This is a genomic window from uncultured Jatrophihabitans sp. (genome assembly GCF_964244045.1).
Classification (GTDB): domain Bacteria; phylum Actinomycetota; class Actinomycetes; order Mycobacteriales; family Jatrophihabitantaceae; genus Jatrophihabitans.
The window spans coordinates 234,113-253,664 of sequence record NZ_CAXTHK010000002.1 but is presented as its reverse complement, the minus strand read 5'-3'; the positions used below and the strand labels follow the sequence as shown (position 1 = coordinate 253,664).

Here is a 19,552-nt window from a genome sequence, read left to right as displayed (position 1 = left end):
ACACCGGTCACCACGATCAGGAACCCGACTTACACCACTCGGCGGGACTCTCCCGAGACCACAATGAACCGAGTTCTGGCCGCGGCCGCAATCGCGGTCACACAACGCAGACGGTTTGCGGTTTCCGTCGCCGCAGTGGTGACGATGTCGGCGCTCGCGTGCGGTGGTTCGGTCGCTGCCGCACGTCCACTGGCGTCGGCCGCGCCAGTGGCTACGCCAGTGGCCGCCCCGACGATCACGTCGGTATCGCCCGCCACGACAGCGGCCGGCAAGTCGATCGTCATCACCGGTACAGGGCTGGCCTCGGTCTCCCGCGTCGAGTTGCACTCGACCCACCTCACGTTCCACATCAGCTCGGCGAAACGGATCACCGCGACGGTGCCCGCCGCAGCCACGTCTGGTCGGATCACCGTGGTGGCAGCGAGCTCGCAGGCCACCAGCCCCAAACCGCTGGCCGTTGCCGCAACAGTCACGTCGATCACCCCGACCTCGGGGCCCCCGGGCACGGTGGTCACGGTGAACGGCACCGGCTTCACCTCGCCGTCAACCGTGACGTTCACCGGCGCGACCGCCGCAACCGCAACAGTGGTGTCGGCGACGAAGCTGACAGTGCCCGTTCCCGCCGCTGCGACCACCGGGCCGGTCAGCGTGACGTCCGCTGGGTCGACCGTCTCCGCCGGCTCGTTCACCGTGACCCCGTCCGTGTCGTCCATCGCGCCGACCTCCGGGCCACCTGCCACGCTGGTGACTATCACCGGGGCGCGTTTCACCTCCCCGGCCACCGTGTCGTTCAACGGCGTATCCACGACCGCGACCGTGGTGTCGACAGCAAAGCTCACAGTGTCCGTCCCGGTAGGTGCTAGCACCGGCCCCGTGACGGTGACGTCCGCCGGCGCCACCGTGGCCGCCGGAACGTTCACGGTCACCCCGGGTCTGGTGCTGTCGGTCGCGGTCGGGCCCCCGACGACCACGACCACGGTGTCGGGGGCCGGCTTCGGAGCCAACGAACTCGTTGACCTGTACTACGGCCTAACGGACGTCGCGTTGGTGTCCACCACCGCTACCGGGAGCTTCACCTACAGCGGCTTCGTCGTGCCGGCGTCGGCGCAACCGGGGACCTCGTGGATCAGCGCCGCGGGCCGGCGCAGCGGCTTCGGGGCGCAGGCCTCGTTCGTCGTCCGCACCGACTGGACCCAGCTCGGCTACAAGGCCAGTGGTGGCCGGTACAACGCCTACGAGAACTCGCTGAACACCTCGAACGTCGGGGGCCTGGGCCAGGCCTGGACGTACTCACCGGGTTCCGCCGTCGAGAGTTCGATCACGGTGTCCGGCGGGCTCGCCTACGTCCTGTCGTCCTCGTCGGGCCTGTCCGCGGTCGATGCCACCACCGGCGCGGTGCGCTGGACCTATGCGGCCGCGGGTGGCGGCTACAGCACACCGAGCGTCACTGGCGGTGTGGTGTACGTCGGTACGAACAGCGGCAAGGTGTTTGCGCTGAACGCGACGACCGGTGCGCTGAAGTGGAGCTACGCGACCGGGTCCGACACAGCATCGTCGCCGGTGGTCTCCGGTGGCATCGTGTACATCGGCTCGTTCAATGCCAACGTGTACGCGCTGAACGCAACGACCGGGGCCCTGGTCTGGACCTCCACGACGGGCGGGGCGATCTACTCCTCGCCCGTGGTCTCGAACGGCATCGTCTACATCGGCTCTGCCGACGACTACGTCTACGCGCTGAACGCGACCACGGGCGGTTCGATCTGGCGCTACTTGACCGGGGGCACCGTCGAGGGCATGCCCGCGGTGGTCAACGGGGTCGTGTACGTCGGCTCGGACGACCAGAAGTTCTACGCGCTGAACGCACAGACGGGAAGCGTGCTGTGGACTGATTCGCTGGGTGCGATCGTCTACTCATCGCCGGCGGTGGCGAACGGGGTCGTCTACATCGGGGCCTCGGACAGCCACGTCTACGCCCTGAACGCGTATACCGGCGCCACCGTCTGGAGCACGACGACCAGCGGGCTCGTAGGCGCGTCGGTCGCAGTTGCCAATGGTGTGGTCTACGCGAGCAACTACGCCGACCAGGTCTACGCCCTTGACGCCTCGTACGGGGGAACCCTGTGGACCTACACGGCCGGCAACAGTTACTACTTCGACGCACCGACGGTGGTGAACGGCACGCTCTACATCGGGTCCACCGACGGCAGGGTGAACGCCTTCACGCTAGCCGGCGGGCTGAACCCGGCAGCGGCCGCGCGCCCCGCCCTCTCGACGCTGCGACCCAACCGCGCGCTCCGCGTGGGTTAGCGGGGATGCGGTTCTGAGCGTGCCGCCGGCCGCATCGGCACGACGTATCGGAATGACTCTCGTCCGGCTCCTTGTCCCCCGACGAGAAGTCGGACGAAGTCAGCTCGGGGATTCGTGCTCTCGGTTGCGTCCGGCTGCGCCGCTCGCCGTGGAGTGGCCCGACTCCGTGGGTTCGCTCTCGCCGGTCTCGTCCTGATCGTGTGTCGTCGTTGCGTGCCGGGTTGCTGACGGGTCGGGCGTCCACGCAGGCCGCCCAGCTAATTTCACGGTGTGCGATCCGCGTGTCTCTCCGTCGGTTGGCTGTAAATAAGTGACACAGCGACCTCCCAATGCGAGGCTGTGTCTCTTAGATAAGGACATAGCGACATGCCCGATCTGTTCCGCCCGCCCAACCCGGATCTTGACGATTCGCAGGTCATCGGCGAGGTTCACGACATCCGCGCCGCCTTGGCCGATGTCTTACGCATCCCTCGGCGGTGGACCGGTGGCCTTCGCCGCACCAGCGCCGCTCGCGCGATCCAAGGCTCGAACACCATCGAGGGCTACACCGTCTCCACGGAGGACGCCGCCGCCGCCGTCGACGACGAACCGCCCCTGAGCGCCGATGACGCCACCTGGGCCGAGATCCTCGGGTATCGACGCGTCCTGACCTACGTCCTCAATGTCGCGACGTCGTCCGGATTCGTCATCGACGAGAGCGTGCTGCGTTCCATGCACTTCATGCTGCTCGAGCACGATCTTGCCAAGTACCCGGGCAGGTATCGCGAGTCTTCGGTGTACGTCCGAGACGACCGCCGCGACGCCAACGTCTATGAAGGCCCGCCGTCAGAGGATGTTCCTGGCCTGGTGGCCACGTTGTCCCGTGCGCTGGCCACGCCCCAAGCCGACGACGATCCGCTCGTCCGTGGTGCACTGGCTCACCTCAACCTGGTGATGATCCACCCGTTCCGCGACGGCAACGGTCGAATGGCACGCGCGTTGCAGACGATGGTGCTGGCCCAGGATCACCTGGTCGAGCCGACGTTTTCGAGCATCGAGGAATGGCTCGGTAGTAACACGCAGGAGTACTACGACGTCCTCGCCGCGGTCGGGCGGGGTAGCTGGCAACCCGGCAACGACGCGTCGCTGTGGTTGAAGTTCAGCCTCCGTGCGCACCACATGCAGGCTCAGACCCTCCGACGTCGCTTTGCCGACGCCGAACGCCAGTGGGAGCACATCGACACCATTGTCGATGAGAACGGGCTGCCCGAACGTCTCGGCGCCGCCCTGTTCGACGCGCTGCTCGGTCTGCGCGTGACTCGTCCTTCCTACCTGAAACACACCGCGCTCGACGAGCGCACCGCCACACGGGATCTCGTACGCGCCGCTGACCTCGGGCTACTGACCCCCAAGGGCGAACGTCGAGGACGCCATTACCTGGCCGGCGAGCCGCTGACGGCGATCCGCGAGGAACTGAGGCGCGGTCGCGCGCCGCTGGTCGACCCGTATCCCACCTTGGCGGAGGAGATTCGACGGGCGCGGTGACGAGACGCCGGATGGAGAAACCAGCGGCTTGATGATGACGGTGTTCACGACTCCCTCGACACCCTTGAGGTAGTGCCCGAGGCGCCCACACAGGTCACGTCGAGTCCAGCATCCACGACGCCGCCGGCCGCGATCCTGCCGACCGGCCCCGTGACGTCGGCCCGAGCTATCCAATCGCCGACGGTCTCGCGAACACCGACCCTCGCGCCACCGCCGGCTCAGACGTCGACGAACCTCGACTGCTCCGCAGTGACGAGGCCCTTGTCGGGTCGGCGAGCAACGCTCGGGCGAGCAGCAGCCACTGACGTTCGCCGCCGGACAGCGCAGCGCCGTCCGGGCCGGCCGGTGTGGACCACGTCGTCGGCAATGAGCGGATCATGGCCCAGCCCGACCCGCCGGGCCACGGTGTCGAGGTCGGTGTTGGTCGACGTCCACGGAGTCGAGTGGCACGCTGCCGCGTATAAGACCTCGCCGCGGGTCGCCGTTACGAAGCCGAGCAGGACCGCAAGCACGGTGCTCGACGGGGTGCGTGCTTCGGGAGTCGGTCGGTCGGGGGATCACGGCGCCGTGCAGGGGACCGTCACGTCCGAACCATGTGTCAGCCGTGCGCATCCCCCTAGGGTCGAACGTCGCAGCGGGACTGGGCCTTGATGCGCGCTCGGGTCCTTACTCGTCGGGTGGCGCCCTGCGGTCGAGTCAACAAGGGGCGGGTAACCGGCGAAGGAATGTTCCAGGCCACGGACGTCAAGAACCTGACTTGTGCCCAGAATGAAGATCACCCGGCCGCATGGTGTCGAAGGTCCCTGGCGGCGGCCACCTCGAACAACGAAGGTCGAGAGTGCCGGCTCGGGTGGGCTCCCCCGGCTGCCCGTTCGGTGCGGAACCCGGGGCGGGTTGCGTTGCGACCCGCCCCGGGCCCATAAAGCGATGTGAGCGCCAACGCCCGCACAGTGGATGTGGACGGTGCGCAGCTTGGTCCGCTCCGACCGCATGACCGCCAACACGACAATGTGCGCTGCCGGCTGGACGTGAGCGGCACCCCCAAACCGGTCGCCCCAGGACGCTGCACCGTGACCGTCTGGGTCATGCCGACGCCGCCTGTGTTGCGGCGGGAGCTGCAAACTCGGAGTGCTCTTGGATGAGGTCGAGGAAAGCGTCCTCGAGCCAGGCGTGCTGCGGCGACAGTTCGTCAGGGTGTTCGCCCGGGGGACGCGGCAACGATCCCGACGTCGCGCCTCCATTGCGCTGGCGGCAGATCAGAACCACCGGATCCCCCAGCAGTGCGGCGCCGATGCCGGGAGGTCGCGACATTCCGAACGAGAACTGGCGCGCGTTCAGGATGTTCTCGTCGATCAAGCCCTGAGCGTGTGCCCGATCAATCCATCCGCGCAGCGGCAAAGGACCTACCGCGGCCCGGCGCAGTCAGGTTTGGTTTATCTGCCCGGTGCGTGGATGCTTCAACTGAGGCCGCCTGAAACTGGCGACGGCCCCGGCGATGACGCCGCTATTCCTCCTTCCGGGCTCGACAATCCCATCGACGCAGCGCGCTACGAACCCGACTGGCCGCCGTCGCTCAGCACATCCGGCTGCCGCAGCGACGGTCCGCCGACACCGGAAGGTTCGACCGTCATGGCAGCTCGCCTCGGTTTTGTCAGCACTTACCCACCCACGCGTTGCGGGCTCGCCACCTTCACCGACTCGCTGCGTGGAGCACTCGTCGGATCGAGCGCGGACGACAGCGTCGTGGTCCGCTTATTGGACAAGCCAGAGGCGGGTCCCGGCACGCACCTGGTGGCCGGCGACCGGGCCGGCATCGCTCCGGGCGCTGCGCAGCTGAATCAATGCGAAGCGGTGATCGTCCAACACGAGTTCGGTGTGTACGGAGGTCAGGACGGTGCGGACGTTCTGCTGCTACTCGATGAGCTGCGCGTGCCGGTCGTCGTGGTACTGCACACCGTCCTGGTGACTCCGACACCCCACCAGCGCAACGTCCTCGAGTCGGTGGTGGCCGCCGCGGACGCCGTGGTCGTCATGACGGCAACAGCCCGCGATCGGCTGACCCGCTACGCCGTGGACATGCGAAAGGTCGACGTCATCCCGCACGGCGCACCGCCATCGTCGGGCCTGCTCAAGGACCGCAATACCGGCGCGGGAAGGTCCAGGGCCACCGTCCTGACGTGGGGTCTTCTCGGTCCCGGCAAGGGAATCGAATGGGGAATTGAGGCCATGGCGGAGCTCGCCGACATCGTTCCCCCCGTGCATTACGTGATCGCCGGCCGGACGCATCCCAAGGTGTTCGCCCATGAGGGCGAGGCGTACCGCGACCGGTTGACGGAGCAGATTTGGCGGTTGGGACTGCAACGGATGGTCACTCTCGATCCGCAGTACCGGGATGCAGCGTCTCTTGCCGGTCTCGTCGCCGACGCCGACGTCGTGCTTCTGCCCTACGACTCCGTCGACCAGGTGACGTCCGGAGTGCTGATCGAAGCCGTCGCGGCCGGCAAACCCGTTGTCGCAACGCGATTCCCACACGCTGTCGAGCTGCTGGCGAACGGCATGGGCACCGTCGTTCCGCACCGCGACCCCCACGCCATCGCCGAGGCCCTGCGCACGATCATCACACGACGCGACGTTGCAGCCGAGATGGCTGCCAAGGCCGGACAGGCGACGGAACACCTGCTGTGGCCGGCGGTCGCCGAGCAGTTCCGCGCGCTCCTCGGCCGCCTGACGACGGCCTGCGTCGTCGCATGACGGGCCTCCGCTTCGCTCCGGCCACCGCGCCGGTGTTTGACCACCTGCTTGCGATGACCGACGACCGCGGGTTGTTCGAACACGCACGATACGACGCCCCCCGACCGGAGCACGGGTACTGCGTCGACGACGCCGCACGGGCGCTGGTCGTGCTGAGCAGGCAGCGAACGAAAGATCCGAAGCTCAGGGACCTGGAGCAGCGGTACCTCGACTTCGTGCTCGCTGCAGTGACGTCCGATGGAAGATGCCGCAACCGGATGGATGAGGACGGTCAGTGGACCGATCTGCCGTCCACCGGGGATTGGTGGGGGCGAGCCGTCTGGGGTCTCGGGGTTGCTGCGTCGACGTCCGCGTCTCCGTTGATCCGCGTCAAGGCGCTGCAGGGGTTTCGCGTCGCTGCACAGCAGCGCTCCCCGCACAATCGGGCGATGGCGTTTGCGGCTATCGGCGCCGGGCACCTGCTGCAGGACGAGCCTGGAGAACGGTCCGCCATCGACCTTCTCCAAGACTGCGCTGAAGTGGTCGGGGCTCCGGGTGAGGGTCGGGACTGGCCATGGCCCGAACCTCGCCTGCGATACGCCAACGCCAGCGTCCCGGAGGCGCTCATCATCGCGGGATCGGTCCTCCACCGGCCCGCCTTGCTGCACCGCGGGCTGCTGCTGCTCAACTTCCTCCTGGATCGGCAGACGAGAGACGGGCACCTTTCGGTCACGCCCGTTGCGGGCCGGGGACACGAGTGGCCCGTGCCCGAATTCGACCAGCAGCCGATCGAGGTCGCCGCCCTCGCCGAAGCGTGTGCCACCGCTTACCGGATCACCGGCGATCCGCATTGGGGCATCGGGCTGTCCTTGGCGTGGGCGTGGTTCCTAGGCGACAACGACAGCACCGTCTGCATGTTCGACCCGGCGACGGGAGCAGGCTTCGACGGCTTGGAGGCCGGCGGCCGCAACCAGAACCAGGGCGCGGAATCAACGCTGGCGGTGCTCGCGACCGCGCAGCTCGCCGACCGGATGCGCGCAACGAGGTGACCAGCGCCCTGCTGCACCGGACGAATTCGGAACTTCGGCCGGATCCGAGGCGTGTTATCGCGCGACTGTTCCTCCCCGGCGAGGAACCACACCGCGCGCAGTCCAGAGCTGCCGCGATAGTCGCCCGGGTGATGGCTTTGCCCGAGGATGAGGTCGTTCGGCTCGCTGCCGAATTGCTCTCCGAGTTCTCCGCGAGGCACCGGGCTTATCCCGAACTACTCGAGCGCCACGCGGCGATCATCGCCGCGCGGCTCGACGCCACGTCTTCCCTGTCGAGCGCGCGGACACACCTGCTCGGAGCGGCCTTCACCGCCGAGTACTCGACCGAGGCTGCCGCTCTGATGAACCCGAGTGCAGTGCTCTCGCCTGACCAAGCCCAGGTGCAGGTCGGGCAGGTACGAGTCGCGATGAGCCTGCGAGCAGTTGGTGAGGGTCACCTGTCGTCGATCGCCTTCTGCACCGCGCTGATCGGCCCTGGCCCGGTCTGGGCCTTCGAGACCCGCACCCTGCCCACCGTCAGCGGCACGACTTCGACCGCCCGCTGGACGATCGCCAACCTTCGGTCGGTGCTCGGAGACCAGGGCCCGTTCGACGAGCTCGGCCGGGCCCTGCTGCACGCCCTGCCCGCCGAGTTCGACACGACCGACCTTGAACGCGCGATCGTCGACCTCTTCCCCGAACTGGTCCTGCGACCCGGGGGGCAGGCCGGCGTCGATCTGCTGCGCCGACTGGTCCAATCCGCATACGGCGTCACCTTCGACCCCGATGTACAGCTCAGCCAACGCATCCTGCACCCGTCTGTCCCCGAGGAGAGCAACGGGATGGAGGACGCCCGGTTCACCCGCTTCGTCGCCGCTGACGGATCGGTGGAGTACCGAGGGACCTATACCGCCTACGACGGCCGCAACATTGAGCCACGGCTGCTGCAGAGCCTCGACCTGCGAACGTTTCAGGCCCATCGGCTGGCCGGCGACGCGGCCCGCAACAAGGGGATGGCCCTGTTCCCCCGTCTCGTGCGCGGCCGTCATCTCGCTCTGTGCCGCACCGACGGCGAGAACACCAGCCTTGCGTGGTCCGACGACGGGTTCACCTGGAGCGAGTCCGAGGTGCTGCACCGTCCGCGCGGGGGATGGGAATTGCTCCAGGTCGGCAACTGCGGGCCGCCGATCGAGACCGAGCACGGTTGGCTCGTGTTGACACACGCTGTCGGGGCGATGCGCGTGTACACGATCAGCGCGCTGCTGCTGGACCTCGACGATCCGAGCCGGATCATCGGCAGCCTCACCGATCCGCTTCTCCAGCCGGCATCCAACGAACGGGACGGTTACGTCCCCAGCGTTGTGTACTCCTGCGGCGGCGTGGTGCACGACGGGCGACTATGGATTCCCTACGGGATCGACGACTCCCGCATCGGTGTCGCCTGGGTGGCCCTGACCGAGCTGATTGAGCGCATGCTGGCACCCGCGTGACTGTCAGCCGGTCAGGATTCGGTCGTAGACACGGAGATAGTCGTCGACCATCCGGGCAACCCCGAAGCGCCGAACGGCCTGCTCGTTCACCCGGGCACGATCGAGTTCGACGGCCTTATGGACCGCGTCCACGGCTGAGGGGACATCGTGGGCCAGGAAACCGGTGACGCCGACGTCAACAACCTCCGTCATGGAGCCGCGTCGATAGGCGACCACAGGCGTCCCGCACATCATGGCTTCGACGACGGACAGACCGAACGGTTCGTCGAAGTCGATCGGATGCAAGAGCGCGGCCGCTGACCCCAGTACCTGTGCACGCTGCGTCGGGCCGACCGACCCGAGGTACACGACCCGATCGCCGTCCAGATGCGGCTCGATCTCCTTCGCGAAGTACTCGTCGTCGTGCACGATCCCGCAGATGACGAGCCGACGCCCCGCCGCCTTGGCGATCGAGATCGCCGTGGCCGTCCCCTTGTCCGGGTGCACCCGTCCGAACACGACCAGGTCCTCGCCGAGCTCCTGGCGGAAAGGTAGGACCTTGTGATCAACGCCGTGATGGATCGTGGCGATGTAGTCCAGGTCAGGCGAGCGGTCCGAGTCGGAGATCGAGACCAGCGTCGACGCCGAACGGCGGTACGCCGGCAGGATCGCGGCGCCGGAGAACCCATGCACGGTCGTCACCATCGGGGTTCGAGAAAGCCCGCCGAAGGTCAGCGGCAACCAGTCCAGCTGATTGTGAACAAGGTCGAATTCCGCCGCCCTGTTCAAGGCGTGCGCGGTATGGATGGCCTCCCACACCCGACCGTCCATCGCCGGATCCTCGGCATAGGGATGGGCCGCGACACCGTCGAGTTCGGCCGTGGTCTCGGAGTCCAGCGTTGCGAACAGGGTGACCTCGACCCCTGCGGCGACCAATCCCTCCGTGAGCAGACCCGTGACCAGTTCCCACGGCCCGTAATGCCTCGGCGGGGTCCGCCAGGCGATGGGGCCGAGCATCGCGACCTTCACCCGGCCGCCGCAGAATCCCGCGCTGCGATCGGTGCTGTCATGGCGTGCGCCGATCCTGGCCGGTGAGGGTGTCGCACGCAGGTCCAGATAGGTATACGTTGATCTCTGAGCAGGTCAGCCGCCAGCGAAAGCTCCGGCGACCAGGACACTTACCGGGGGGTACGTGTCTACCCGCTCAGCGTCGCGCCCGGTGTTCCTCTGCGAGAGCACGGGCACCGGGTTTGATGCGCTCAGGGTTCGGATCCGACGCGGGACTGCCGGTTCTACTCTGACCGAAGCGTCATACATCTGCCGATCGACACCTTGCTCCCTGGGACGGCCGACGAGGCGCGGACCGATCTCGGCCCGCATATGGTTCCGACCGGGATTGGCTTGACTCTGACGTGACCGATCCCGTCGTGCTGGCCGCGGGCTGCGAGTCCAGGCAGCCGGTGTCGACCACGTCTTCGGCGAGATCGCGAAGCTTGCGGTTGCTGCGATGACTCGCCTGCACGAGCAGATCGAAGGACTTCTCCGCGGTGATCTTGTGCACGGTCATCAGGATTCCGACAGCCGCGCCGATCCGTCGGCTCGTCCGCAAGGCAAGCTCGAGATGTTCGACGTCCGCGGCGACGATGTCCCAGGCCTGTTCGCTGCGTTGCGACACCACCGTCTGCACGGCGCGCTCGACGAGGACTGCAGCTGCGATGTGATCGCTGCGCGTGGGCACGCGGCGGTGCCACACGAAGGTGGCCACCCCATGGAACTCCTCGCGGGGCCCGGCCTCCTGGTATTGATCTTGAATCGTGCGTGTCAGGTGCGGCGCGGCGAAAGGCACTTGTAGCCGATGATCCGGCGTCACGCCGGCGCGGTCGGCGAGCCGCAGCAGCCCGCCGGTGCTGGTCGTGCGGGGCGGAAAGACGATGCCGTACTGCGCGCGGCTGCCGTCGACCATGTCGATCGTGCAGTCGTCGCACAGATCCGGCACGCACTGCGCGGCCAAGCTGGTGAACACCACGCTCGGCTCGACGGACGGCACGAGCCGCGCAAACGGCCGGACCTCCCCGCACCCAGTTACGTCGTCATCGGCGTCAAAGTCGACGCCCAGGTCCAGGTCAGCGCCGGACGCACCATCAGCATCGCGTTGAACGATCCCGCCGTCGCCGGTGCGCCCGGTGGCGGTCACCCCGTCACCTCGACAGGCCAGGCAGAAACGAGGTCGTGCTGGAGCGCGAAGAACATGGTCACCTGGCCGTAGGGCGGGAGGTCACCGAAAGTCCCGGCAGAGTGGGCGGTTTGCCCCAAAAGCTCGCGCACGCGGGAGCTTCGTCTCAGGAGGCTGTGTTCCAGCGCATCGAACGATGCCACACCAGCGGTTGCTGGTCTAGACCGATTCGGGCGACGAGGAAGATTTCCACGTGTTCACCTATCAGGCAGCCCGCCAATCCGGGTGCAGCGTCGGATGTGTCGGGCGAGTGCGGACTCCGGCGGCAGTTCGGGCGATACTGAACGTCGTGAGTGAACACAGCGCCGAATTCGATCGGCAGACCGGTCGGGCCGTGCCACCCGACCAAGGGCTGACTCAGGCGCAGAGTGACTCCGACGACCAAGACGTGACCACCGCGGTGCAGGGTCTTGCCGGGCTGGTGGCCGATGTCGACGAGCTCGAGCAAGTACTTGCGCAGATCGCCGACCTGGTGGTCCTGGCTGTCCCGGGCAGTGACGGTGCGGGCGTCACAGTCGTCCGCGCGGGGGACGGGCCGCCGGTCGTGTTGGCGTGGGCGGTCACCGCTGCGTTCGTGCGCGAGATCGACCATCTGCAGTACGACATCTGCGGGGAGGGGCCGTGCTTGACCGCGATGCGAACCGGTCGCATCTTGGTCAGCGGGTCGCTGGGCAGCGATGACCGGTGGCCCCGGTTCGGTGGTCGCGCTGCGCGGTTGCAGGTGCATTCGGCGTTGTCGATTCCGTTACTCGTGCGTGGCACGGTTGTCGGGGCACTCAACATCTACGCCCGCAAACGGGACGCGTTCACCGAACACGCGGTTCGGTTGGCGGAGCAGTTCGCCGCGCCGGCCGGAATCACGGTGGGCAACATTCAGGTGCTGCACGCCGCGCATGCGCGGGCTACTCAGCTACAAGCCGCGTTGACCAATCGGGCGGTGATCGACCAGGCGATCGGGATCCTGCGCAGCCGCTCCGGCGGCAGCTCGGAGGAGGCGTTTGATCGGTTGCGTCAGACGAGTCAGGGCGAGAACGTCAAGCTCGCGGACATCGCACAACGCCTGGTCGACGAAGCGGTGCGCCGCGCCCACGCGCGGCACGCCCGATCCGACAACTCTTAGTTGTAACGGTTGCCGGTTGCGCCGACCTCGCGCAGCCCAGCAATGATCGACGGGCGGGCGTCAGGCTCAGAGATCAACTGACGAGAAACTTCGGTCAGGTGCGTGCTGGAGGTCCGGGCATAGCTCCGCAGCAGCGTGAACGCCTCGGCGACGGTGATGTCCAACCGTTCGCGCAGGAAGCCCTTCGCCTGCTCGACGACGATCCTGCTGGTCAGAGCGTGGCGCAGGTGCGGGAGCACGACCTCCCTCGAGGGGGCATGTTCCTGCACGATCGCAACGGACGCGACGTGGGCCAGGCTGCGTCCTACCAGCAGATCGGCTTCGTTGAGTTCTCCCACCTGCGAGCCGAACAGCCCCAGGGCGCCGAGCACGCTGCCCGCGGCCCGCATCGGCACCGCATGCACCGAGGCGAACCCGGCTTCGCGAGCAGCCGGGATGAACCGCGGCCACCGCTCCGCCGCAATGCTCAGGTCCGCGATCGACACCGGTTCCCCGCTCATGAAGCAGTCCAGGCAGGGGCCCTCGTCGGCCTGCAGCTGAAACAGCTCGAGCTCAGCGGTCCGGTCCGACGTCGCTGCCATCAGATGCAGGTGTTGGCGCGCATCGGTCAGCAGCAGACCGGCAGACGACACATCGAGCAGCTGGGTGCAGCGCTCGGTCAAATCGGTCAACAGATCGACGACGTCGAAATCGTGCAGCAGGCTGTCGACCAGCGTCACCACTGCATCGAGCACACGCGCCTCGCGATCACCGTCAGCCATCAGTCACTCCTGTCGTGATGTTGGCCGCTCGGTACGCGGTCAGGTAATCGGATTGCCCGTCAACGGGCGGCATCAGTGGTGTTCCAGACGGATGCGGCGCGCGAGGATGTCGCGAGCGACCGAGGTCGCGGAGCGTCCTTCGGCGTACGCGTGCGCGCGCAGGCGCATCAGCGCCGCGGCCGGTTCGATCTCGAGCTGCGCCACCAGCATGCCGGTGGCCTGGCTGACCTCGGCGCGGGTGATCGTGTTCAACTCGGTCCACGCGGAGGTGTCCGGATCGTTCGCGGCGGCGTGCAGGTCACCGGCGAGCAGGTCGAGCAGCGGCAGCTCGGCGAGCATCGCGGCAACGAGCGCACCGACGAGATGCTCGCCGTCCAACGGACCCGGCTGCGCACGGAACAGGTCGAGCGCGCCCAAGTACTCACCGGCCACCAGAACCGGCATTGCGAAAACACCCCGGATGTCGTGGCGCAGCATCGCCGGCCCGTATGCCGGCCATCGGGACGCTTCGTCCTGGGCCAGGTCGATCACGAGAACCGGCGCATGGGCTGCCACCGACTCCAAGCAGGGGCCTTCTCCGAGCGTGAACTGCAATTCGTCCAGGACGCGCGCCTCGGATCCGCTCGCCCCGAGCGTGCCGGTGTTCGTGCCGTCGAAAACCAGTGAGATCGCGGCCGCGTCGACCGCCAGCAAATCAACACACGCCTCGCACAGCCGATCGGCGGCTGACGCTCCCCGTTCAGCGCCGACGGCGGATACCAGACTGTCCTGGATGGACATCAGCGCCGCGCCCCCACGAACGCGTCAAAGGCCGCCGAGGTGTGAACTCGGACGGAGCGGAACGGCACGATCGAAAGGCGGGGCACCGGTTCAGTGTGCTCCCCATCCGCTACGACGGGCGCGACTCTCGTCGTAGCGGGGTCGGCGCGCCGACGCAGCACACTCGCCCACGCCTACAGCTGCGCCTGCCAGGTAACGATGGTTCCCCCGGCAACCGCCGCCGCAATAGTGAATGAGCCACCGTGCCACTCGGCCCGCACCCGGAGGTTGGTCAAGCCGCTCGATCGACCGTTCGGCGGGTAGCCCACCCCGTCATCGGTCACGACGAGTGTCACGGTGCCGGCCGCCACGGACAGCTCGACGTCCGCGCTGGTTGCGTGCGCATGCTTTGCGACGTTGGTGAGCGCTTCACGCACGCAGGCGCAGAGGTCCTCGGCCAGACCTTCGTCCACAACCAGGTCGACGAGACCGGAGAAGACGGTCCGAGGCATGAACCCGAGAGCGTCGAACAGGTCGGTGCCGATCTCCAGCACCCGGGCACGCAGGCCCTTACTCGAGCCGCTCAGCGGGCCGCGGAGCTCGAAGATGCTGGTCCGGATCTGCGAGATCGTCCGGTCGACGTCGCGTACCCGTTGGGCTATCCGCTGCGCAACGAGGCCGTCCGGCTCGACGAGGGTCGCCGTGGCCTCCAGGCCCAGACCGATGGCGTACAGCTCCTGGATCACGTGATCATGAAGGTTCCGTGCGATCCGGTCCCGGTCCTCGGAGCGGATCCGGCGTTGCGCGGCGGTACGGGCGGCCGCGAGTTCGAGCGCCACACCGGCGTGTCCGGCAAAGCCGGCGGCCATGGCGAGGTCGACGGCGCCGAACGGGCGGCGGCCGCGAGCGCGGCCCACGGTGAGCACACCTCGCAACCCCTCGGCGCCGCCCAGGGGCAGCGCCATCAGCGGGCCGGTGCCGAGCAGGGTGCCGCCGTCTGGAACGCCAGCATCGTCGTGCTGCATCAGCAGGAGCGGGGTCGCGTCCTCGACGACGGAGCGGACTCGGCTCGTCGCAACGGCGAATCGCTGATCGAGCAGCTCCGGCGCGGCGTCCCCCGATGCCGCAGCCACCGTCAGTTCGGGCGTACTGCCCGGGGTCAGCAGGCACACCGCAACCAGGTCGGCATCAGCGATCTCGATCACGGAACGCGCGACCACCTGCAGCGCGTCCTCGCCGGTGTCGGCGATCAACTGCTCGCTGATCTCGACGGACGCACTGAGCCAACGCTGTTGCAGCCGCGACTCCTGCAACAGGCGGGCGTTGCTGATGGCCGTGCCCGCGGCGAGCGCCAGAGCGCAGATCTGCGTCTCGTCCTCTGTGCTGAACCGGCCGGCTGCGCTGCCGGTCAGGTAGAGATTGCCGTACACCTCGTCGTTCACGCGGACGGGGACGGCCAGAAAGGACGGCACCGAAGTAAGTCCTCTGCCGACACCGATGAGTCGAGGGTCGGTAACGAGCTGCTGAAGCGGGATCGATCCTGGATCGCCCAGCAGCTCGTCCAGCAGGGCACTCCCGCCGGCAGCCTGGCCGGTACCTGCCTCCTCAATGCCCACGTCATCGCCCACGTCATCGCCCACGTCATCGCCCACGTCGGCGCCCATGTGGAAGACCTGCTCGATGCGGTCATCCGGGCCGAACACGCCGAACGCGCCGTGCCTGGCTCCGGCCAGGCGGCAGGCCGCCTCGACGACGTTGCGCAGGACCGCGTCGAGCGAGGGGTCTGCAGTGAGCATCTCGATGGCCCCGAGCAGGCCACGCAGTCGACCTTGGGAATGCTGGCCGTCGCGGGCGCGGTCGACGAGCTCACCGATCAGTGCGTCGAACTCGCGCTTCGAGGCATCCGGAAGGCGGAAGTCCGCGCTGGGTTGCGCATCCATGTTCGTTCACTGTAAACGCGCGCGCTTGGTCTGCCGGATTGAACCGGTGATGCGGGCGCTGGATACGGTGTGCTGACCGCGTACGGCACCTGCGCGCCCTACAAGTACGACCTCACCCGCTTCTCGCCGGTCGGACCGTTGCTGTTCGACCACGCCGATCCTTCGATCTTCACGACGCTGGACCTCGCCGTCGGAGACACCGGGCACCGCCAACCTCGACTTCGTGATCTTCCCGGACCGCTGGCTCGTCGCCGAGGACACCTTCCGGCCGCCGTGGCACCACCTCAACGTCATGAGCGAGTTGGGCCTGATCTACGGGGCCTACGACGCCAAGCCGCACGGCTTCGTGCCCGGCGGGATCAGCCTGCACAGCTCGATGACGCCGCACGGCCCGGACCGCGAGGCGTTCACGGCAGCGAGCGAGGCCGAGCTCACGCCCCAGCGGCTCACCGGCACCCTGGCGATCATGTTCGAGACGGCCCATCCGCAGCGGGTCACGTCCTTCGCCGCGAACGCGCCGGAGCGCCAGCTCGAGTACCCCGACTGCTGGGCCGGGCTGGAGCCCCGCTTCGAGGTCCGCGGACAGGGTTGACACCCGGCTGGGTAAGCAACTGGGCATGCCTGACCGCGATCCCGCACCCGCCGCGCCGGCCGCGGCAACCGTCACGGTCTACCCCGACGGTCCATTGGTGCTGCGCGGCGATTTCGCCGTACGCGACGTCGACGGTGTGCCGATCCCGACCCCACGCATCGTCGCGCTGTGCCGGTGCGGTCGCTCGGCCGTCAAGCCGCTGTGCGACGGCAGCCACAAGCGCGGCTCCCTCACCGGCACGAAGGACTAACCGGCGGCCACGAGCTCCGTCGCCGGTTCGTAGAGCGACGTCCGACCGGCCTGCCAACTGCCCAGCACGTGCTGGGCGAAGCGGGTGTCGACGTACAGGCTGCTCGCCGCGCCGAAGAGGATGTCCTCAGCAAGCTCGGGCTCGTCGGCGGCCAGGCCGCCGCACAGATCGTGGGCGGCCAGCTGCTCGTGCAGCGCGTCGGCGGTGACGTGCTCGTCGTAGAACTCGCACTCGGCGGCGTCGCCCTCGAGCCGACGTAACCCACGTGCGTAACGGCGGCACGGTTCGGACGACGTCATCTCATAGGCGGCCAGGTGGCCGACGAGCGCTCCGCGCAGGTCGCGGCGCAGCCCGAACATCGACATGACGTTGCTGATCGCCAATGCGATGCCGGGCACGGCGTTGACATACGCCCCGTAGGTGTCGTCGAGCCCAAGGCTGCGTAGCAGCGTCCGGTAGAGCTCGGAGTGCATGCGGGCCGGATCGCCGCCGCCGTACTCGTCGATCTGGATCTCGATCAGCGCGGCCTTCGACCGCCCACCGAGCCGGGGCACGGCCCAGGTGTGCGGATCGGCCTCCTTCAGCTGGTACAGCGAACGATGCATGACGAACTCGCGGAATTGCTCGGCGGTGGCGTCGCGCTGCACGTACCTGGACAGCGACGGCCCGTCGTCGGAATCGACGAGCGTGCGCAGTCGTCTCGCCACCGGCTCGGTCGACGCGGGCACTGCGTGCTCACGGTTGAGGTCACGGTGCAGCGCGTCGAGCAGGTGGCCTTCGAGCTCGCGGCGCACCGCGATGAGCTCGGGCTGCCATTCCCACGTCGGATCGGTGTCGACGAAGCCGCGGTAGTGCAGTTCGTAGCAGGTCCACAGGGCTAGCTGAACGTCGTCGTCGGTGAGCGGATCGGCGCATACCGCCGTGAACGGCAGGTCGATGAGCAGGGTCGGATCGCGATGCTGAAGCGCGCTCACGATGGACGCGCTGATCGGGCCACGCGGCGTCGGCAAGTACACGGTGCTCTCCCCTGGGCGGCGCGGCGGTGCCGCGCGCGGCCTGATTCCAGGTGGGCGCCACGGTTTGGGCCTACGTCATCTTTGTGCCCCGATCGGGGGCTCGGAAAACTTCCCGTAACATTTGGCGCCGTGACCTCTGGCGCCGTGCAGGAGTGCCAGTTCGGGCCGCTCACCATCGCCTACGACGAGCGGGTGCTCGTCCCGCGGCCATGGACGCTCGCGCAGAGCGAGTGGGCGGCGGAACTGGCCCCAACCGCACCGCCCGGGGCAATCCTCGAGCTGTGCGCCGGCGCGGGCCACATCGGCCTGGCCGCGGCGGTGCTGGCCGACCGCGACCTCGTCCAGATCGAGGCCGACCCGGTAGCGGCGCAGTACGCCCGCGACAACGCCGAGCGCGCAGGACGCACCGCGCGCGTCGAGGTGCGCTGCGTCCGGCTGCAGGACGGCGTGCTCGCCGGCGAGGAGTTCCCGATCATCGTCGCCGACCCGCCCTACCTCCCCACCGCAGACGTGCAGCGCTGGCCGGCAGACCCCGTGACCGCGATCGACGGTGGCGCCGACGGCCTCGACGTCGTCCGGGCCTGCCTGGACGTCGCCGGGTCGCACCTGACCGACGCCGGACAGCTGCTGCTGCAGATCGCCGGGCCCGCGCAGGACCGCCGGATTACCGAGTTGCTGGACGCGACGCCGAGGTGGCGGCTGGCCCGCCGCGACGCCCTGGTCATCGACGACGAGCGGGCAATCGTGCTGATCGGCCGAACCGGCTGACGCGACTGATCGGCCGCCAGTTCTCGGCGCTACAACGCTGAGCGAGCCGCATCGAGCAGCGCGACCACGTACTGCTGCGCGGCGTTGAGGTCGTCGCCAGCAGTCAGCCTGCCCCGCTCTACATCGCGCGTGTAGACCCCGGCGTGCACGCACGCTGCGCGCCACCGCGCGAACGCGAGATAGAACTCGAGGTCGGACGGTTCCCGGCCGGCTGCCGCGACGTAGGCCTCGATCAAGACCGAGCGGGGCGGGTAGCCACCTGCAGTTGTGGGAGTGGCGGTCACCGACGGCTCCGCATCCTCGGGTTGCGCCCACGAGCCGAGCAGCCAGCCGAGGTCGGCGAGCGGGTCGCCCAGCGTGGCGAGCTCCCAGTCCAGTACCGCCACCAGCTCGCCGGTATCGGCGTACATCGCATTGCCCGGGCGGTAGTCGCCGTGCACGATGCGCGTCTGCGGGTAGTCGGGCACCCGCGCGACCAGCAGATCGTGCACCTCGTCGGCCAACCGCAGGTCGGTGATCAGGGACGCGTGGATCTGGCGTTGCCAACGGCTGAGCTGTCGAGCCAGGTAGTTGCCGGGCCGGGCGTAGTCGACCAGCCCGACGTCGGACGGGTCGACGGTGTGCAACCGCCCCAGCACGGTGGCGGTCGACAGCGCGACGGTCCGGCGGACGTCCGGTGCGAGGGTGGCGCCGACGGTGGCGTCGCCGAGCACGGTGCCCGGGCACCACTCGGTGAGGTAGAACGGCGCGCCGGTGACGGCTGTGTCGTCGCAAATGCCGACGCTGACCGGCACGGGCACGTCGGTGCCGGCCAGCGCGCTGATGAAGTCCCACTCCCGGGTCATGTCGTGCGCGGTCTGCAGCAGCTCGCCGATGGGCGGGCGGCGCAGGACCCACGCGTGACCGGCGGCATCGTCGACGCGGTAGGTGAGGTTCGAGCGGCCGCCGGAGATCAGCGCGACCTCATAGGGCCGCGCCGCGCCCGGCACGTGCGCGGTGATCCAGTCCGAGACGGCCGCTGCTCGGATCCCGGGCAGCTCGGTCGACGGCACACA

18 protein-coding genes and 2 pseudogenes are annotated in these 19,552 nt (G+C 68.3%); 10 read left to right on the top strand and 10 right to left on the bottom strand.

Features of this window, described 5'->3' with window-relative positions:
* Positions 1-63: 63 nt before the first annotated feature.
* The 3 genes and pseudogenes from ACFFC4_RS03055 to ACFFC4_RS03045 all read left to right on the top strand — a co-directional run.
* Positions 64-861 (top strand): annotated as a pseudogene (locus ACFFC4_RS03055) (IPT/TIG domain-containing protein); the annotation flags it as partial.
* 12 nt (positions 862-873) lie between these two features.
* A complete protein-coding gene (locus tag ACFFC4_RS03050; RefSeq protein ID WP_375497668.1) occupies positions 874-2,307 on the top strand; it encodes a PQQ-binding-like beta-propeller repeat protein in 1,434 nt (477 codons plus the stop codon).
* Between the two features lie 366 nt (positions 2,308-2,673).
* Positions 2,674-3,831 (top strand): Fic family protein, encoded by a 1,158-nt coding sequence (locus ACFFC4_RS03045; protein WP_375497640.1) that lies wholly within the window; start codon positions 2,674-2,676, stop codon positions 3,829-3,831.
* 218 nt (positions 3,832-4,049) lie between these two features.
* Here ACFFC4_RS03045 and ACFFC4_RS03040 read toward each other — a convergent pair whose 3' ends face one another.
* Together ACFFC4_RS03040 and ACFFC4_RS03035 are read right to left on the bottom strand one after the other, a co-directional pair.
* The gene (locus tag ACFFC4_RS03040) at positions 4,050-4,343 is read right to left on the bottom strand and encodes a hypothetical protein (protein WP_375497638.1); all 294 of its coding nucleotides are present in this window, start codon (positions 4,341-4,343) and stop codon (positions 4,050-4,052) included.
* A gap of 571 nt (positions 4,344-4,914) precedes the next feature.
* Positions 4,915-5,187, bottom strand: coding sequence for a hypothetical protein (locus ACFFC4_RS03035; protein WP_375497636.1), 273 nt, complete (start codon positions 5,185-5,187; stop codon positions 4,915-4,917).
* Between the two features lie 273 nt (positions 5,188-5,460).
* Here ACFFC4_RS03035 and ACFFC4_RS03030 point away from each other — a divergent pair, with 273 nt between their 5' ends.
* The 3 genes from ACFFC4_RS03030 (at position 5,461) to ACFFC4_RS03020 (ending at position 9,079) form a co-directional block, all read left to right on the top strand.
* Entirely contained in the window at positions 5,461-6,582 is a 1,122-nt protein-coding gene (locus ACFFC4_RS03030; protein ID WP_375497634.1) for a glycosyltransferase, read from the top strand.
* Positions 6,579-7,610 (top strand): glycosyltransferase, encoded by a 1,032-nt coding sequence (locus ACFFC4_RS03025; RefSeq protein ID WP_375497632.1) that lies wholly within the window; start codon positions 6,579-6,581, stop codon positions 7,608-7,610. The genes ACFFC4_RS03030 and ACFFC4_RS03025 overlap by 4 nt, the downstream gene beginning before the upstream one ends.
* A gap of 131 nt (positions 7,611-7,741) precedes the next feature.
* Positions 7,742-9,079 carry a glycoside hydrolase family 130 protein gene (locus tag ACFFC4_RS03020; RefSeq protein WP_375497630.1) on the top strand — a complete coding sequence of 446 codons (1,338 nt, stop codon included), beginning with the start codon at positions 7,742-7,744 and terminating at the stop codon, positions 9,077-9,079.
* Positions 9,080-9,082: 3 nt separating this feature from the next.
* On the opposite strand, the gene ACFFC4_RS03015 is transcribed toward ACFFC4_RS03020, so the two are convergent.
* The 3 genes from ACFFC4_RS03015 to ACFFC4_RS03005 all read right to left on the bottom strand — a co-directional run bounded on the left by ACFFC4_RS03015 (position 9,083) and on the right by ACFFC4_RS03005 (position 11,383).
* Entirely contained in the window at positions 9,083-10,075 is a 993-nt protein-coding gene (locus ACFFC4_RS03015; protein ID WP_375497628.1) for a glycosyltransferase family 4 protein, read from the bottom strand.
* Between the two features lie 292 nt (positions 10,076-10,367).
* Entirely contained in the window at positions 10,368-11,252 is an 885-nt protein-coding gene (locus ACFFC4_RS03010; RefSeq protein ID WP_375497626.1) for an ANTAR domain-containing protein, read from the bottom strand.
* On the bottom strand, positions 11,249-11,383 hold the full coding sequence (locus ACFFC4_RS03005; RefSeq protein ID WP_375497624.1) for a hypothetical protein: 135 nt from the start codon (positions 11,381-11,383) through the stop codon (positions 11,249-11,251). The genes ACFFC4_RS03010 and ACFFC4_RS03005 overlap by 4 nt, the downstream gene beginning before the upstream one ends.
* 197 nt (positions 11,384-11,580) lie before the next feature.
* On the opposite strand from ACFFC4_RS03005, the gene ACFFC4_RS03000 reads away from it, so the two are divergent.
* Positions 11,581-12,411 (top strand): GAF and ANTAR domain-containing protein, encoded by an 831-nt coding sequence (locus ACFFC4_RS03000; protein ID WP_375497622.1) that lies wholly within the window; start codon positions 11,581-11,583, stop codon positions 12,409-12,411.
* Here ACFFC4_RS03000 and ACFFC4_RS02995 read toward each other — a convergent pair.
* The 3 genes from ACFFC4_RS02995 to ACFFC4_RS02985 form a co-directional block, all read right to left on the bottom strand.
* Positions 12,408-13,172 carry a GAF domain-containing protein gene (locus ACFFC4_RS02995; RefSeq protein WP_375497620.1) on the bottom strand — a complete coding sequence of 255 codons (765 nt, stop codon included), beginning with the start codon at positions 13,170-13,172 and terminating at the stop codon, positions 12,408-12,410. The two genes, ACFFC4_RS03000 and ACFFC4_RS02995, sit on opposite strands and share 4 nt — an antisense overlap.
* Positions 13,173-13,244: 72 nt before the next feature.
* The gene (locus ACFFC4_RS02990) at positions 13,245-13,952 is read right to left on the bottom strand and encodes a GAF and ANTAR domain-containing protein (protein WP_375497618.1); all 708 of its coding nucleotides are present in this window, start codon (positions 13,950-13,952) and stop codon (positions 13,245-13,247) included.
* 173 nt (positions 13,953-14,125) lie between these two features.
* Complete coding sequence (locus ACFFC4_RS02985; protein WP_375497616.1) at positions 14,126-15,871, bottom strand: GAF domain-containing sensor histidine kinase; 1,746 nt, start codon at positions 15,869-15,871, stop codon at positions 14,126-14,128.
* Positions 15,872-15,955: 84 nt separating this feature from the next.
* Between ACFFC4_RS02985 and ACFFC4_RS02980 the strand changes: the two are divergent.
* Both ACFFC4_RS02980 and ACFFC4_RS02975 read left to right on the top strand, forming a co-directional pair.
* Positions 15,956-16,463 (top strand): annotated as a pseudogene (locus tag ACFFC4_RS02980) (homogentisate 1,2-dioxygenase domain-containing protein); the annotation flags it as partial.
* A 25-nt stretch (positions 16,464-16,488) separates the two neighbouring features.
* On the top strand, positions 16,489-16,713 hold the full coding sequence (locus ACFFC4_RS02975; protein ID WP_375497614.1) for a CDGSH iron-sulfur domain-containing protein: 225 nt from the start codon (positions 16,489-16,491) through the stop codon (positions 16,711-16,713).
* Here the strand turns inward: ACFFC4_RS02975 and ACFFC4_RS02970 are convergent.
* Positions 16,710-17,687: an iron-containing redox enzyme family protein gene (locus tag ACFFC4_RS02970; protein ID WP_375497612.1), complete on the bottom strand. Its 978-nt coding sequence runs from the start codon at positions 17,685-17,687 to the stop codon at positions 16,710-16,712. The genes ACFFC4_RS02975 and ACFFC4_RS02970 overlap by 4 nt on opposite strands.
* A 171-nt stretch (positions 17,688-17,858) precedes the next feature.
* On the opposite strand from ACFFC4_RS02970, the gene ACFFC4_RS02965 reads away from it, so the two are divergent.
* On the top strand, positions 17,859-18,497 hold the full coding sequence (locus tag ACFFC4_RS02965) for an RsmD family RNA methyltransferase (RefSeq protein ID WP_375497610.1): 639 nt from the start codon (positions 17,859-17,861) through the stop codon (positions 18,495-18,497).
* Positions 18,498-18,526: 29 nt separating this feature from the next.
* On the opposite strand, the gene ACFFC4_RS02960 is transcribed toward ACFFC4_RS02965, so the two are convergent.
* Positions 18,527-19,549 (bottom strand): phosphotransferase family protein, encoded by a 1,023-nt coding sequence (locus ACFFC4_RS02960; protein WP_375497608.1) that lies wholly within the window; start codon positions 19,547-19,549, stop codon positions 18,527-18,529.
* Positions 19,550-19,552 lie beyond the last annotated feature (3 nt).